Origin of the sequence: Streptomyces rectiviolaceus (assembly GCF_039533825.1) — a bacterium.
Lineage (GTDB): Bacteria > Actinomycetota > Actinomycetes > Streptomycetales > Streptomycetaceae > Streptomyces > Streptomyces rectiviolaceus.
Map to the genome: position 1 here is coordinate 59,480 of NZ_BAAAUG010000183.1, position 15,444 is coordinate 74,923.

Genomic DNA, 15,444 nt, shown 5'->3' on the forward strand with positions numbered 1-15,444 from the left:
GAAAGCGATCAATCAGGTTCGGAAAGGAGCCGCTCCAGGCGGTGCCGTGCCTCACCGTCCCGCGGCAAGTGCACGGACACGCGCAGGTCCTGACGGGTCGAGGGATGCATGACGAGGTGGTCGAAGGTCATCTCGCCCATGACCGGGTGGACCACCGCCTTGGTGCCGTTCGACTCCGCGCGGACGTCGTGCTGCTCCCACAACTGCGCGAATTCCGGACTCCTTTCGCAGAGCCCGCGCTGGATCGCGGTGAATCGCGCGTCACCGGGAAACGACGCTGCGGCACTCCGGAAGTCGGCAACGACTTGAGGCGCGAGAGTGGACCAATTGGTGAAGAAGTGCCGGTATCTCGGTTCGGTGAAGAACAGCACCAGGCAGTTCTGACCACTGCGCGGCACACCGAACACCGCCTGGGCCGATGAATTGGTCAGTACGTAGTTCCACCAGCGGTCGAGGACATAGGCGGGATACGGGGACCACGAGTCCATGAGCCGTTCGAGCTCGGCCATGGGGATCGTGTCCGTCACCGCGGGCGGCGGGTTGAGCCCCACCAGGCGGTAGAAGTAATCGCGTTCGGCGGAGTCGAGGCTGAGGACGCGGCTGATCGACTCCACGACCGACTCCGAGACCTTGATGACCCGCCCCTGTTCGAGCCAGGTGTACCAGGAGATGCCGATACCGGCGAGCGTGGCCACCTCCTCGCGTCGCAGGCCAGGGGTCCGCCGCAGCCCGCGGCCGGGGAGACCGACATCCTCCGGCATCACCCTGGCGCGGCGCGTGCGCAGGAAGTCGCGCAGGTCCTCCCGTCGCGGCTTGGCCTGAGCCGCACGGACGGTTGGGGTGTGGGTGGTGGTCATGACACCACCATAGGTTGGCTCTCCTCATGCCCCGGTGACAGCGAGCAGGATGCTTCACGTGAGCACGGACCTGCCTCGTACGGCAGCTCTTCTCAGCTCACTTCTTTTGAATGGCTGGGGATTTCACCATGCAGAGCACTTCAGAATCGGCCCGTTTCGACGGCAGGACAGCCCTCATAACCGGCGGCGCCACCGGCATGGGATTCGCGACCGCCGGGCTCCTCCTCGACGAGGGCGCGAAGGTGGTCATCACCGGGCGCGGCGAGGACCGCCTCAAGCGTGCCGCCGAGCGCCTGGACGCGGGCGACCGGCTGCTCGCGCTGCCCGCCGATGTGTCCAAGCCCGCCGACCTCGACCGGCTCATGGGAGAGGTGCGCGAGCACTTCGGGCGGATCGACGTGGTGTTCGCCAACGCCGGTATCGGCGTCTTCAAGCGGATCGAGGAGTTCACCGAGGAAGACTTCGACAGCGTGGTGGACGCCAACTTCAAGGGTGTCTTCTTCACCGTCAAGCACGCGCTCCCGCTGCTCACGGACGGCGGCTCGATCGTCATCAACGCGTCGTGGACCCACCACAGGGGCCTGGCCGTCGGCTCGCTGTACGCGGCAACCAAGGCCGCCGCCGCCAACCTGGCCAAGACCCTCGCCAGCGCCCTCTCCGACCGCGGTATCAGGGTCAACGCGATCAGCCCCGGCTACATCGACACCGACATGTTCCGCGAGTCCGTGCCCACCGACGAGGCCCGTGAGGCGAGCCGCCAGGACGTGGTCCTAGGGCGCATCGGCACCCCCGAGGAGGTCGCGTCCGCCGTCGCGTTCCTTGCTTCCGACGCCGCTTCCTACGTCAACGGCGTCGACCTGCTGGTCGACGGCGGCGTCGCCAACTCCATCCCCGCCTGACCCCTCCTCCCCCTGATTCCTCTCTCCTGATTCCTCTATAAGGAGCGCACGAGTTGTCTTCCCGTTCAGGTGGGCGAACCCGAGGGTCGAGCCCCCAAGTAACGCTGATCGCGGTGTTGTTGACCCTGCTGATCCTGCCGACCTCCGTGACCGGCTCGGGTGTGGCGTTGCCACACATCGGCCTGGACACGGACGCATCCCTCGATGCCCTGCAATGGGTCGTGCACGCCTACAACTTGACCTTCGCCAGCTTCATGCTGGCCTGCGGAGCATTGGCCGACCTGCTCGGCAGGCGCCGCGTGTTCACCATCGGCGCCGTGCTGTTCACCGTGGCATCGCTCGTCAGCGCGGTCGCGACCGACATCTACGTACTCGACCTCGCGCGCGCGGTGGCGGGAGTCGGCGCCGCCGGGCTCCTCACCAGCGGCAGCTCCATCCTCGCCACGAGCTTCGAAGGCGCCGCCCGCACCCGGGTGTTCGCCGCCGTCGGTATCGCCACGGGCGGTGGCCTCGCGCTCGGCGCCATGATCGCCGGTGTCCTCGCGGACACCCTCGGCTGGCGCTCCTTCTACGGGGCGCACGCCGTCTTGATGCTGCTCGTCCTGTTCGCCGTGCCGTTCATGCGGGAGTCCCGCAGCGAGAGCGCGGCCAAGGTCGACTGGCCGGGCACGGCCACGTTCGTCGGCAGCCTCTTCCTGCTCATGCTGGGCATGGTCGAGGGACCACAGTGGGGCTGGGCGAGTCCGGGCGTCCTCGGCTGCCTGGCCGGCGCGGTGCTCCTGATGGCCGTCTTCGTCGTGGTGGAGAAGCGGCAGACGCATCCGATGTTCGACCTGCGGCTGCTGCGCAACGCCAAGTTCATGGCGCTCTGCCTGATCCCCGTCGTCGTCACCTTCGCGTTCGTGATCCTGCTGCCCCTGCTGCCGAACTACCTACTGGTTGCCAACAAGTCGACGAGCCAGGCCGCGGGCAGCACGATGCTCCTGATGACGCTGCCCATCCTGCCCACGCCCCTGCTCGCCGGGCGCCTGGTCAAGTGGGGCTGGTCGGCGCGTTCGGTCTTCGCGCTCAGCCTGGCCTGTCTGACCCTCGGCGTCGCCTGGCTCGCCGTCGTCCTCGAACCCGGCATCGGCCTCGGGGGGCTCGCGGGCCCGCTGATCCTCCTCGGCATCGGTCTCGGCCTCAACTTCGGCCTGGTCGACGGCGCGGTCCTGACGGTGGTGGCCCCCGAGGCGACCGGCACCGCCGCGGGGTTCCTCAACACCCTGCGCCTGGGCAGCGAGGCCGTGGTCATCGCGGCGGCCGGTTCGGCGCTGGTCAACCTCGTACAGAAGTGGCTGAACGAGGGCGTCGACAGGTTCCCGGCATACAAGGGCGATCCCGCCGACCTGGCCAACAACATCAACTCGGGTGACCTGACCGGCCCCTTGGAGAAGCTGCCCGCGGACGTACGCCCCAGCTTCTTCGACTTCGTGGCCGAGGGCTTCACGGACGCCTGGCAGGCCGTGCTCTGGGCGAGCGCCGTGATCTGCGCGCTCCTGTCGGTGGCCATCTACATGATGCTGGCCGAGCGCAAGCCCGGGGTGACGGTCGCGCGCGGCGGCCAGGAGCCCGCTCCCCACCGGAGTGAGGCCACCGCGGCCAGCACCTGACCTCTGCCACCACCTGGGGACGCCCCGGCGCTTACGTAGCCGCTACGGGCTTCTCGCTAGGGTCCCCGCACCAGCAAAAAGGCCCTCCGGTGAGGAGGGCCGAACGCGTACGGACTGTGCGCCCCCGGCAGGACTCGAACCTGCGGCCAAGCGCTTAGAAGAAACTGGCACGGTGCGCGGAGATCATGCCCGCAACCTGCACGTTTCTCGGCGCCCACAGAGCTGCCGTCGCGGACTTCGACACGTATTCGACAGGCGACTCGGTGAAAGAGATCAAAGGAAGCCGCCTCCGGCGTCTGCGACCTACAGGAGTCGGCTTCGCCGACGGGCTGTACCACCTCCGGGCCCGAGGGTGGTACAGCCGTCTTAACCGGACAGGTGGGACAGCCTCGATTCTCGCTGTCCCACCTGTTTGTGCAGGTGGATGGGGGTAACCGGACAGTCGGACAGGTGGGACAGGGCGTGGTGCAGGAGTACCCACGCTTAGGGGATGGGCGACTGTCGACGAGCGGACCTAGCCGCCATTACGGCGTTCATCGCGTGGCGGTCGCGCTAGAAGCCAGCAGATCCGGGGGGTCTGAAGTCGCCTCCGGCGCCCGCCACTTATAGAAGGTCGGCTTTGCCATCGGGCTGTACCACCTCCAGCCCCGAGGGTGGTACAGCCGTCTTGACCGGACAGGTGGGACAGTCTCGATTCTCCCGTCCCACTTGTTTGTGCAGGTCAGTTGGGGTAACCGAACAGTCGGGCAGCTGGGACACCTCCGGTACACCCTGTTGGTCTCGGTGTGGAGGGCGAGAGTAGACGAGTGCCTTGTCGTACCTGCCCCGTAGTCTCCCCGCATGGAAAAAGGGGCCATCTCGCGCGAAGACATCCTGAAGACCATGCAGGAGTACGACGACCTGGGAGCTGAGAGCTTCCTGGAGCTGTACGAGTTCAAGCGAGCCCGGAAGTACCTCATCTTGCACGAGGGCAAGGAGTACGACTCCAAGGCCGTGGCAGGAGTAGCGCACAAGCACTCGCAAGGCAGGGCGCTCACCTGGCAGGAGCTGAGCGGCGGCGTGGGCCATGCCGTCGACTGGCTGAAGCGCGAGGGTTTCCGGATCGGTGTATCGCGCAGCCCCAAATGGACCCGGGACGAGCTGGTGTTGGCCTGCGATGTCGTCGCCCGGAACGGCTGGCAGGGCCTTTCTGCATCCGACCCGGGAGTGGCAGAGCTGTCCGACCTTCTGCAGTTGCTGTCCGCCTACCCCCCGGAGCAGCGCGCGGCCGAGTACCGCAATCGGAACGGAGCGGCGTACAAGACGCTCAACATCGCCAGCTTCCACCCTGACTACAAGGGCCAGCCTACGAACGGCGGGCAGCTGGACCGCGAGGTGCTGCAAGACTTCCTGGACCGTCCGGCAGAGATGGCGCGGGCAGCTGAGCTACTTCGCGAGGGGCTGCGCTCCGGGGGCCTTCAGCCTGTACCGCTGCCCGAAGACGAGGAGTTGGACGATGACGTCAGCGCGCCCGAGGGACGTGTGCTCTATCGCCGCCACCGCACACGCGAGCGCAATAAGGCTCTCCGCACAAGGAAGATTGCCTCAGTCCTCAAGCAAGGTGGCACCCTGTCATGCGAAGCGTGTGGCTTCGACTTCGCCAAGGTGTACGGCGAGCGGGGCAAGGGCTACATCGAGTGTCATCACGTGGTGCCTCTCCACGTGGCCGGAGAGGGCACTACGAGGCTGGCCGATCTCGCGCTGATCTGCTCGAACTGCCACCGCATGATTCACCGCAGTGCGCCGTGGCCCACGCCGGCCGAGCTGCGCGTGCTGGTCCAAGAGCAGACGAGGGGACGCGAAGCGGGTGTGCCGAAAGCCCGGTCAGTGACCGAGCCCGCGGGAACGTGACGGTCCCGTAGTCGCCTTGGCAGGTGCGAGGCCTTGCCCATGCTGATGGCGGCACCAGGATTCAAACCTGGGAAGGCTGAGTCGGCAAATTTACAGCAGGCCGTACCCGTCCCCATTGACCTGCAACATCTTGCTCTCCACCCCGCGGCGGGGGGACGCATGGGGGAATCAGTGCGCGACGCCCCTGCCAAATCGGATGCGCACACAGGCGCCCCCTGCAATCCTCGGGTGATCGCTTCAACGAGTCTGCAGGAGGCGGGCGTTGATCGTTCTAGATACATGCATTCTGCGTGGATGCGGCCTTGACAGCAGCAGCGCAGACTTGCTGCGAGCTATCCGAGCTGTTGGGAACGAAGGAGTCGCCGTCCCGTGGATGGTGCTTGAAGAACTCGCCGCCCAGCAAGCGGTGAAGTACACACAGAAGTACGAGGCAGCGGCCAGAGCGCTGAAGTCCCTCGATGAGGTCACACCTTGGGGGGCCGCCTCACCTCTGCAAGAGCAGAACACAGAGCGCGTTCGACAGCACTGGCGCGCATCATGGCGGAGTGTCGTCGACGTCATACCCACCAGCGAAAGCGCTTTGCGAGAGGCCGCGTTCCGCGAAGCAAACGGCCTCGTGCCATGCAAGACACAAGATGGAGCAAAGGCCGGAAAAACGGGATTCCGGGACGCGGCGATCTGGATGTCCGCGGTTGAGTATGCGCGCACTAACCCAGATGAGACAGTACATTTCGTAAGCTCAAACACAAAAGACTTCGGCGACGGGCAAAGCCCGTACCAAACTCCCATGGATGCCGACGTGGCACGATTGAAGAATTTTGTGCACCTGACATCCCTCGATGGTGTGGTCGAACGTTTCACCACTTCCGTGACGGCCGACGAGAAGAACGTTTCTGAAATTCTCAAGTCTCAACTATCCTGTTGGGCTGTTGCTGATGCTGCACGAAGGGCATCAGTTCCGTTGCCATTTAGCGCAACTATTTGGACTGGAACCCTGGGCGCGCCGACGGCTCCAGCAAGGCTAATTTCATGGATGAGTGATCTGCAGGTTCAACCTGGAAGCATCGGTGAAATCGACGCCTACAGAATCGGAGAGCACGAGTGGTGCACGGCAACCGTGCGCTGGCTTCTCGCCGGTATCGGTTTGACCGAGGCTGGAACACACCTTGTAAGCGCAGGGTGCGGATGGGAGAGCAGGGTGCTTATCAATGTTTCCAGCGGTACCTCTGATCCTCGCCTTACCGTGCTCCGCTCGACAGAACCTACGCGACTCACTGACGGGGAAGTTGACGCGATCGCGCTATCACCCCTACCGCCACAGGTCGTATCTAAATACCCTGACGAGCCTCTGCCGGAAGCTGCAGACAGAGTCATGGGCGAGACCTGGGCGCAAAACGCAGGGGTTCGCCTGAGTGTTGGAACGACGCGCTTTTGCAATACCTGCAATACTCACAACCCGCGTACGGCATCGATGTGCTACATGTGTCACCACCCCTTCCTCGCCCCAGAAAGCATACTCATCGAGTGACTAAGGGTCATCGCCATTCTCTGGACGCTGCACCAGGGCGGGCATTTCGCGCACCGAAACTTCTCTGCGTTCACATGCAGTCATTCGTTCCGTGGGGTCCACCGGCCTAATTTGTGTGGACTGCGCGCCTGGCCTCTCATTGCGTTTGGGTGAGCCTGGATCTAAATTGCTTGCGCCCTGCGGTGGAGGCTGAGATAATTTCTCCGACTGCTCCAAGGTAAGCCTCCGATTGCGGCTCCGAGGATTCCTGCTAACCCTGCACCCATGTACAGGAGTGTCCCCGCTGCACCCGCAGCACGCGGTTCAAGGGGGCCCGGACAGACTGTCCGGGCCCCCTTGTCGCGAAGCCGCTGGAAGCCTCAGGGCTACACGCATGAGGTGCCGACCGGCCTGGTCGGTCGTAGCGCTGATTGCCTCGCGAAGGCAGAGACCTGCCGCAGGAAGGCCACAACCACAGGAGCAGCCCTGATGCGTTCCGCGCGACCGTGCGATTCTTGGCAGCGAGCAACGGAGAGACACGAGAGGAGCCCCAGTGCCGGAGGCCAGTCCGCGCGGAACCTACATGGTGATCTCGGAGGCCCTTCGGAAGGGCATCGAAGAGGGCGAGATCGTCGACGATCTGCCGTCCGAGGCTGACCTTGTACGTACGCATGGGGTCGCGCGCAACACGATTCGCCGGGCTCTCAAGACCTTGGAAGCCGAGGGTGTCCTTGAGTCTGCCCCTGGGGTGGGATGGCGGGTCTCTCGGGGCGGCGACCGGCGCCCCCTCGTGGATCGCATGATTGCAGTGATCGACGAGGACTCGCTCGTGATCGGGGATACGTATCCGTCCGAGGCCAAGCTCTGCGAGCGGTTCGGTGTATCTCGCACTGCTGTGCGCCGCGGTCTTGCACAGATGGAGGGAACGGGCTTGCTCGCCACTGTCCACGGCAAGGGGCGAACTGTTCGCGCTCTCCCGACGTCCAGCGGCCGGCCGTAGCCTTGGCGCCATGGGACTGACTGAGTGGGCGTACTCGCTCTCCGAATCGCTGCTGTCCGATCCGCTGCCGCGCAGGTGGGCGCACTCTTTGGGGGTCGCCGAGCGCGCCCGCTCTCTGGGCTCGATCCTGGGTGACGATGCGGAGTTGCTGGAAGCAGCCGCCGTACTGCACGACATCGGATACTCACCGCAGATCGCTGTCACTGGCTTCCACCCGCTTGACGGGGCTCGGTTTCTCCGGGACCAGGAACGGGCGGACGAGCGGGTGATCCGACTCGTGGCGCATCACTCCTGTGCTCTCCTTGAGGCAGAGGAGCGAGGGCTCAGGCAAGAGTTGGAGACCGAGTTCGAGCTAGAGCGGCCCGACCTCGTTGACGCGCTCCTCTTCTGCGACATGACGACCACCCCGGACGGCACGCACACCACGTCGACCAAGCGGCTTGACGAGATCGTGCAGAGGTATGGCCCAGACACCATCGTCGGCCGCTTCATTCAACGCGCGGCGCCCGAGATCCACGGAGCTGTGGAACGAGTGGAGGGCCGCCTTGCTCAGGCCCCCGTCGCAGATCAGCCGATGTAAGGCTCTTGGCGGGAGTCGTCCAGTCCGTGCTGGATACGGAGCCGCATGGACGGGTGAATATCGAGATCATCGAGGTCCGCTGGGTCGACCCAGCGGACCTCTTTGGATTCGCTGCTGGTCCGCAGCGAACCGCCCGTCGGGTGGGCACGGAAGCAGATCGAGAACTGTTGCCGTACCTCGCCGTCGTCGTAGGCGAGAACGTGCTGAGGGTCGGTGTAGAGACCCACGATGCTGTCAATCTCGACGGTGATCCCCGTCTCCTCCAGTACTTCCCGTACGACGGTGTCGCCGACGCGTTCGCCGATGTCGTGGCCGCCACCCGGGAGCGCCCAAAGGTCGTTGTCCGTCTTGTGGATAAGTAGGAGCTCCCCGGCATCGTCAAGGACGACCGCTGTGACGGAAGGGACCACCGAGTTCGCCTTGGGCGCGTTGGGGTCGCGGAAGTAGTCGACTCGGCTCATGCGTGGGGACCTCCGCGATCGGCGGGTGAAGAGATGGGCCTAGCTGACTCCCAGACCCGTTCGATGCTCTCAGCGTAGGCGTCGAACAGTTCGCCACCGGGCACGCGTTGCAGGTGCAGGACGGGAGCCATGTATGCGCCAACGCCGTAGAGGTGGCCGTTGGCGAGCATCTCGTCATCGGCTCGGTAGAGCGAGTTGTAGAGCGTCGTGCTGTGGAGCCGGAACTCGACTCCGGGAAGCCCGAAGAGCGGGCTGTAGTTGATGAGCGCGTTCCGAATCTTGCTCGCCATGGCAGGCCCGATTCCCTCATCCTCGCCACGGACGGCTACGGCCGGACAGTCCGGGTCCCCGAGCATGAAGCGGAGCGAGACGCCCGCCGCTGACTTCTCCTTGACGACCCGGTGGAATGCAGGGTCTTCGGTGAGCCAGAAGCCCGAGTAGACGACCACGTCGAAGGACTGGGTTGCTTGTGCGTAGAGCTGTGGCCACAGGCGGCTCGGAACGACGGATCGGTGCGGGTAGAGCTTGATCAGCTCAGCGTTCCCAGCCTCGGTGACCTCGGCGGAGGTCCGCTCTTCCGGCCACAGGTAAGACACCTCGCACTGCAGGAGCGAGGCGGTCGCGTACTGGAAGCGCCGGTACGGCTTGCGGTTCGGCTCACCGATCCAACGCTCAACCGTCTTCGCTGAGACGCCTAACCTCGCGGCCACTTTGTCGAGCGTCATCCCGCTCTCGACGATCGCGCCTCGGAGCCTCTCATTGGCCATGTGGCGAACTCTCCCCTGGCTGGGACGACTTGGGACGACTTCACCGTAGCGAAGTCGTCCACAAGTCGTACATGTGCGAGGTCGATCGTCTTCGGTCGCCAGGCCAGTCTGTAAGCACATCGACGCGAGGGACTCGCAGAACCCCAAACAGCCGAAGGGCTTGACGGCGCGAACCTCCCTCTGCATGATGAGGAACACGTAATACATGTTCCTCATTGCGGCAGTGCCCGCCGAGACCGACGGAGCCGCACGAACCGCAGTACCCGCACCAGTCGGAAGACCTGGGGGAGCGACTTCAGTCGCTCGCCGACGGGCTGGGAGCGGAACCGCCTTGAGAACTCAACAGCGTGCCGACCCAGTCACCTGAACAGGGGTGGTCGATGGGTGCGGGTCACCATCCCGACCGACCATGTCGGGCCGGGTGGCCTGCCCGGTTCCGCCCTCCGGGGCGTGACCGGCATTGCGTGATCTGAAATCCGCAGCACCTTCGCGAGGCCCAGCCCTCGCTTCCACCGCCCCGACGGTCGCAGGCCGGGTTCGACTCCCGGCCGGGGCGCGCACGGCCACCGACGACTACCAGAGAGGGCTGCTCATGCGTAAGCGCACCGACCATGACCACCGGGATGGCGACCTGATGGGCGCCGAGGTTGAGCACGAGGGCGAGACGTACACGGTTGTCGGTCTCCAGAGCAGGACCGCTGTGATCTCGCTGCCGGACGGCTTCCGGCGGCACATGCCGATCCATGAGGTCAATGAGCAGAAGGGCCGCTGGCCTTTCGAGCGCTGACCGGTTGCCCGCCGGGCCCGTCTGGCACGGGCCCGGTCGAGGGGAGCACGGGACAGCCCCGAGCCCACGATCCGAGAGGAGCCCGCCATGGGCCTGTTCGGTATCCCGCCGTGTCCGCCCAATCAGTGCCCGCAGTGTTGGCAGCACGCCCACGACCCTGCCGCGCATAAGGGGCTCGGCATGTTCGAGGACTGCCCGGCCTGCCTGAACCACCTGGCCACCAACTGCAACGGCTTCTATCGCAAGTGACTGGCCAGCCGCTCGCCAACCGCCCCGATGGTCGCAAGGCCGGGTTCGACTCCCGGTCGGGGCTCTACCGGACCCGTTCACCGGTCTGGACTTCCCTGCCGGGGCTGGCCGCCTCTCGCCAAAGGACCGAGGCCGCCCCGGCACTTCCTTCCCTTCGAGGAGTTGCCCGATGGCTGCTGTTTTCGCTGCTGTGTTCGTCGCCCTGTACGTCGCTCACAGTGTGGGCGATCACTGGGTGCAGACGTCTTGCCAGTCCGCGCACAAGGGCCGTCCGGGCTGGGTTGGCCGACTCGCGGGAGCCCGCCATGTCGCCACGCTGACCGCCACGAAGCTCGTGCTGTTGCTGCCGGTCCTGTGGCTGCTGAACCTCTCCGTGAGCCTGCCTGGCCTGGTGCTGGGGCTGGGCATTGATGCCGTCACGCACTGGTGGGCGGATCGTCGCAGCACTCTCGCGTGGCTGGCCAAGGTGACCGGCAAGGCCGAGTTCTACCGGCTCGGTGCCCCGCGCCCCGAGCGTGACGACAACCCGCACATCGGGACCGGCGCCTACGCCCTTGACCAGTCCTTCCATCACCTGTGGCTGCTGGTCGCCGCGCTCATCATCGCCACCGTCTGAGCCCCTTCTCGCCGGGGTGGCCGCCCTCTCGCCAAAGACCGAGGCCACCCCGGCTCCTTCTCCCTTCGAATCCAGGAGTCACCCCATGCGTAGCTACATCGGCAACCACCAGGCCCTGAACACGCTCGAGTTCGAGGAGCTTGCGCTCGGCTTCGACGAACTGCCCGCGGGCAGTGACCGCGAGGCGTTCCAGGAGCTGTTTCGCGGCCCGCTCAGGCCCGAGTCCCGCGCGGAGCGTGCGGCCCGTCTGGACGTGGCCCGCGAGGTGCTCGCGGAGCTGCGGGAGGACGGCGAGAGCGGCGATGAGGTGGCCGCCTGGGATGCGCTGTATGCCGACGCGCTCACCCGCACCGTGCCGCTCCTGCGGGTCGCCGCCCACTCTGCCGGAACGTTCTCCGGGACGGGGGAAGCGGCATGAGCGCGCACACGAAGCCTTCCCCCAGCGGCGGGGCCCTGGCCCTGATCGTGGTGGGCGCGCTGGCCATGATGGCCGCCACCGTCTGCCTGCTCGCGCTCCATGAGCCCGCCAGCCGGTACGCCGTTGCGGGCGGGGCTGCGGTGCAGTTCGCCGGGTGGCTCCTGCACGGGCGTCGACTGCGGCGGACGGGCGGTGCGGCATGAACCGCACGGGAAAGATCCTCCTGGTGGCCGCGCTGGTCGCGGTGGTCGGCATGGCGTTTCGCGTCTCATGGAACGCACTGCGCGACATCGCCAACGCCGTGGGTGCCGACAGTACGGCCGCAACGCTCTACCCGTTCGTGGTCGACGGATTGATGGCGCTCGCCCTGGTCGCCACCCTGGTGCTCGCCGGGCGGGACCGCACGTTCGCGCTGCGCGTGCTGGGCACCTACACGGCTGCCTCGCTGGTCCTCAACTACGTACACGGCCTGGTGCCCGATCTGCACGGCCGCACGGTCGAGTGGGGGCGCCTCGCGGACTGGGACCCGGCGAACTGGGCCCTGGTGCTGCTCGCCACCTCGCTGCCAGTCGGGTCGATCTACTTCGGATCCGATCTGGTCGCCAAGGTGCTCCACCACCGTCCCGCCCCGATCGAGCAGCCGACCGCAAATGCGGAGGAATCTACCGAGACCACAAGGAATCGGTCTACGGCTGACCTGCCGGTATCGACCCCCGAGCCGATCACCACAACCCCCGTGGCGCTGCCGCGTGCGGTCGAGGTCAGCTTCCTGAGGCCGACGCTCCCACTCAAGCCGTTCCCCGCGATCGAGGCGCCCAAGGTGCGGCCGATCGAGCCGCGTACGGCAGCGGCGGAATCGACCCGCCCGCGTCGGGCGACCGGCCGTGTGCCGGACGCTGCCCGACCGAGTCGGCCCAAGCGCACGGCGGAGCAACTCCTTACCGAGGCGCGCACGGCGACGGCCGACTGGTCCGATTCGAGGCTCACGGGCGAGGGCATTCGCCGCGAGGTCCGTACCTCGCCTGCCAACGCCCGGATGCTGCGCGACACCCTGCGCGCCGAACGCGGCCTTGAGGTGGCGTGATGGGCGCCGCATACGCCAAGTGCTACGACCCCTCCGGCGCCCGCTACGGCGTGCCCACCTTCCCGTGGCGTCTGGCCCCGGACGGCTTGGCACCCGTCGCCAGCTCCGCGCGAAGGGGCTGCGTCCGGGCGGTCAGCCGATAGCGGCTCAGGTCATGATCCGCCAGCGCGGCCGGAAGTCCGGCGCGAAGGTCGCCTACCTCTACCGCCTCGACAAGGCGCTGCCGGTACGGCCGATGACCTCGCGCAAGTGGGGCGCGCTCGCGCTGGCGATGCTCGCCCGCCGCACCTGCCCGATCTGCCAGGTGACCTACAGCTACTGCCTGCCGACCTCGCTCGGCATGTGCCTGCTCTGCCACGACGCACAGCCCTGGAATACCGCTTGACCTGCACGGCTTCGCTCAGCGGGGTCCGGACGGCTCGCCTACCAAAGCGCCGTCCGGACCCCTTCCAACCCCATTGCACGGGAAGGACGTTCAGTGAATCACGACGACGAAAACAACCTGTTCAACCGGCTCGAAGCCGAGATGGCCACCGAGCCCGGCGGCGACGTGGTCGACCTCGACGCCGCCCGCACCGCCCGTGCCGAATCGGCCACCCCCGACCCCGTTCCGGCTGGTCCGCTCACCGAGTCGGGAGACCCGGAACCGGTCATGGTCGACCAGCCGACCGCGAAGGCCGCCGGTCCCGGCTACCTCGGTCGACTGCGAGGCGCCCGCCGTCGCGCGGTCGTCCCGGAGTGGCTGCGGTCCATGGCGGAACTGAAGACCGCCACCGCCTGGGTGGCAGGCCACTACGCGCACGCCACCGGCTACCACGCGCTGCGCTCCCCGATCTACGCCACCCGCCTCGCCCTCCAGGCCCCCGCCGGGGCAGCCAAGTTCGTGGGTGGCACCCTGCGTTGGGTCGCTGACCGCGAGGGCGAGCCGGTCCGCCTCGCCGCGGTACGCCGCGAGGACGCAGCCGAGTACCTCAAGCTCTCCCGGCAGCGTGATGGCCGCGTGCGGCTGCGCACCCTGGTCGCCGTGCTGTCGATGTTCGTCGGGCTCGGTGCCGCGCTGGCCATCTACGTTCTCGCTCCGACCTGGCTTCAGGCCATCTCGGTCAGCGCGGTCACGATGGCGCTCGGCTTCACGGGCCGCCGGGCGGATGACCCGGTCATTCACAAGGCCGTGGAACTGCCCAAGGCAACCAAGCTGACCAGCGATATCGTGCTGCGGGCACTCGGTGCGCTGGGCATTCCTGCGATCAACCAGGCGCAGGGCAAGGGCCGGGACGGGTTCGAGTTCACCGCCCCGATCACCCGGGATGGTCCGGGCTGGCGCGCGGAAGGCAACCTGCCCTACGGCGTGACAGTCACTGACGTGATCGAGCGCCGCGACCGGCTCGCCTCGGGTCTGCGCCGTCCGCTGGGCTGTGTGTGGCCCGAGGCAGTACCGGATGAGCACACCGGGCGCCTGGTGCTATGGGTTGGCGATCAGGACATGTCGACCGCGAAGAAGCCCAAGTGGCCGCTGCTGAACAGCGGCAGCGTGAACCTGTTCAAGCCGGTCGCCTACGGCACTGACCAGCGAGGACGCTGGGTCGAGGTCACGCTCATGTACATCGCGGGAATCATTGGCGCCATCCCGCGCATGGGCAAGACCTTCCTGCTCCGCCTCCTGCTCCTGATCGCGGCGCTGGATTCGCGGGCTGAGCTGCACACCTACGACATGAAGGGCACCGGCGACCTTGACCCGGTCGGCAATGCTGTCTCCCACCGGCACGCTGCGGGGGACGATGACGAGGCCATCACCTACGTGCTGAACGACTTCCGGGCGCTGCGCGAGGAGCTGCGGCGACGTACCAAGGTGATCCGTTCACTCCCGCGGGACATCTGCCCGGAGTCGAAGGTGACCAGCGAACTCGCCGACAAGCCCTCACTGGGCCTGCACCCCATCGTGATCGGGGTGGATGAGTGCCAGGTGCTGTTCGAGCACCCCAAGCACAAGGACGAGTTCGAGGAGATCGCCACCGACCTGGTCAAGCGCGGTCCGGCCACCGGCATCGTGCTGTTGCTGGCCACGCAGCGGCCGGACGCGAAGGCGCTGCCCACGGGTATCTCCGCGAACGCCTCGGCCCGCTGGTGCCTGAAGGTCATGGGCCAGCTGGAGAACGACATGGTGCTGGGCACCTCCGCGTACAAGCGCGGGGTGCGGGCGACCATGTTCGCCTGGGGTGACAAGGGCATCCACTACTTCGTGGGCGAGGGCTCCGATGCCCGCATCGTCGGTTCGGTCTACGTGGACGGTCCCGGAGCGGACCGCATCGCTGCCCGAGCCCGCAAGCTCCGCGAGGACGCGGGCAGGCTCTCCGGTCACGCGCTGGGAGAAGAGCCCGAGGTGACCGCGAGCGCGTACGACCTACTCGCCGACATCCTCGCCGTGGTCACCGTCAAGGAACCCAAGCTGTGGTCCGAGACGATCGTGACCCGCCTGGCGGAACTGCGGCCCGAGGTCTACGAGGGCTGGGACCCCGAAGCGCTGAACGCTGCGCTCAAGCCGCACGGCATCGCCACCGTCCAGGTGGGCCGCCGGGTAGAGGGCAAGGTCGTCAACCGCCGTGGCGTCGACCGCTCCCGCATCACCACCGTAATCGCGGAGCGTGACGGAAAGCGGGACGCGGGCTGACCTTCCGGG

General features: G+C 66.7%; 16 protein-coding genes and 1 pseudogene. 14 read left to right on the top strand and 3 right to left on the bottom strand.

Annotated features, from left to right (window positions below; translation table 11 throughout):
- Positions 1-8 precede the first annotated feature (8 nt).
- Complete coding sequence (locus tag ABD378_RS38465; RefSeq protein WP_344529059.1) at positions 9-857, bottom strand: helix-turn-helix transcriptional regulator; 849 nt, start codon at positions 855-857, stop codon at positions 9-11.
- 128 nt (positions 858-985) lie between these two features.
- Here ABD378_RS38465 and ABD378_RS38470 point away from each other — a divergent pair, with 128 nt between their 5' ends.
- The 6 genes from ABD378_RS38470 (at position 986) to ABD378_RS38495 (ending at position 8,385) form a co-directional block, all read left to right on the top strand.
- A complete protein-coding gene (locus ABD378_RS38470; RefSeq protein ID WP_344529061.1) occupies positions 986-1,756 on the top strand; it encodes an SDR family NAD(P)-dependent oxidoreductase in 771 nt (256 codons plus the stop codon).
- Between the two features lie 113 nt (positions 1,757-1,869).
- A complete protein-coding gene (locus ABD378_RS38475) occupies positions 1,870-3,408 on the top strand; it encodes an MFS transporter (protein WP_344529063.1) in 1,539 nt (512 codons plus the stop codon).
- A gap of 840 nt (positions 3,409-4,248) precedes the next feature.
- Positions 4,249-5,298 carry an HNH endonuclease gene (locus ABD378_RS38480; RefSeq protein ID WP_344529065.1) on the top strand — a complete coding sequence of 350 codons (1,050 nt, stop codon included), beginning with the start codon at positions 4,249-4,251 and terminating at the stop codon, positions 5,296-5,298.
- 262 nt (positions 5,299-5,560) lie between these two features.
- Complete coding sequence (locus ABD378_RS38485; protein ID WP_344529067.1) at positions 5,561-6,826, top strand: PIN domain-containing protein; 1,266 nt, start codon at positions 5,561-5,563, stop codon at positions 6,824-6,826.
- 532 nt (positions 6,827-7,358) lie between these two features.
- Positions 7,359-7,805 (top strand): GntR family transcriptional regulator, encoded by a 447-nt coding sequence (locus ABD378_RS38490; protein WP_344529069.1) that lies wholly within the window; start codon positions 7,359-7,361, stop codon positions 7,803-7,805.
- Between the two features lie 10 nt (positions 7,806-7,815).
- On the top strand, positions 7,816-8,385 hold the full coding sequence (locus ABD378_RS38495) for an HD domain-containing protein (RefSeq protein ID WP_344529071.1): 570 nt from the start codon (positions 7,816-7,818) through the stop codon (positions 8,383-8,385).
- Here ABD378_RS38495 and ABD378_RS38500 read toward each other — a convergent pair.
- Both ABD378_RS38500 and ABD378_RS38505 read right to left on the bottom strand, forming a co-directional pair.
- A complete protein-coding gene (locus ABD378_RS38500; RefSeq protein ID WP_344529073.1) occupies positions 8,373-8,846 on the bottom strand; it encodes an NUDIX domain-containing protein in 474 nt (157 codons plus the stop codon). The genes ABD378_RS38495 and ABD378_RS38500 overlap by 13 nt on opposite strands.
- A complete protein-coding gene (locus ABD378_RS38505; protein ID WP_344529075.1) occupies positions 8,843-9,613 on the bottom strand; it encodes an XRE family transcriptional regulator in 771 nt (256 codons plus the stop codon). The genes ABD378_RS38500 and ABD378_RS38505 overlap by 4 nt, the downstream gene beginning before the upstream one ends.
- Before the next feature lie 592 nt (positions 9,614-10,205).
- Here ABD378_RS38505 and ABD378_RS38510 point away from each other — a divergent pair.
- The 8 genes and pseudogenes from ABD378_RS38510 (at position 10,206) to ABD378_RS38545 (ending at position 15,435) form a co-directional block, all read left to right on the top strand.
- Positions 10,206-10,400 carry a hypothetical protein gene (locus ABD378_RS38510; protein ID WP_344529077.1) on the top strand — a complete coding sequence of 65 codons (195 nt, stop codon included), beginning with the start codon at positions 10,206-10,208 and terminating at the stop codon, positions 10,398-10,400.
- 87 nt (positions 10,401-10,487) lie between these two features.
- Positions 10,488-10,649, top strand: coding sequence for a pRL2-8 (locus ABD378_RS38515; protein WP_344529079.1), 162 nt, complete (start codon positions 10,488-10,490; stop codon positions 10,647-10,649).
- Between the two features lie 169 nt (positions 10,650-10,818).
- A complete protein-coding gene (locus ABD378_RS38520) occupies positions 10,819-11,265 on the top strand; it encodes a transcriptional regulator (protein WP_344529081.1) in 447 nt (148 codons plus the stop codon).
- A gap of 85 nt (positions 11,266-11,350) precedes the next feature.
- On the top strand, positions 11,351-11,683 hold the full coding sequence (locus ABD378_RS38525; RefSeq protein ID WP_344529083.1) for a hypothetical protein: 333 nt from the start codon (positions 11,351-11,353) through the stop codon (positions 11,681-11,683).
- Entirely contained in the window at positions 11,680-11,886 is a 207-nt protein-coding gene (locus ABD378_RS38530) for a hypothetical protein (protein WP_344529085.1), read from the top strand. The genes ABD378_RS38525 and ABD378_RS38530 overlap by 4 nt, the downstream gene beginning before the upstream one ends.
- Entirely contained in the window at positions 11,883-12,767 is an 885-nt protein-coding gene (locus ABD378_RS38535) for a DUF2637 domain-containing protein (protein ID WP_344529087.1), read from the top strand. Before ABD378_RS38530 ends, ABD378_RS38535 begins: the two co-directional genes overlap by 4 nt.
- Positions 12,767-13,152 (top strand): annotated as a pseudogene (locus ABD378_RS38540) (RRQRL motif-containing zinc-binding protein). Before ABD378_RS38535 ends, ABD378_RS38540 begins: the two are co-directional and overlap by 1 nt.
- Positions 13,153-13,245: 93 nt before the next feature.
- Positions 13,246-15,435 (top strand): cell division protein FtsK, encoded by a 2,190-nt coding sequence (locus ABD378_RS38545; RefSeq protein WP_344529089.1) that lies wholly within the window; start codon positions 13,246-13,248, stop codon positions 15,433-15,435.
- The last annotated feature ends 9 nt before the right edge of the window (positions 15,436-15,444 follow it).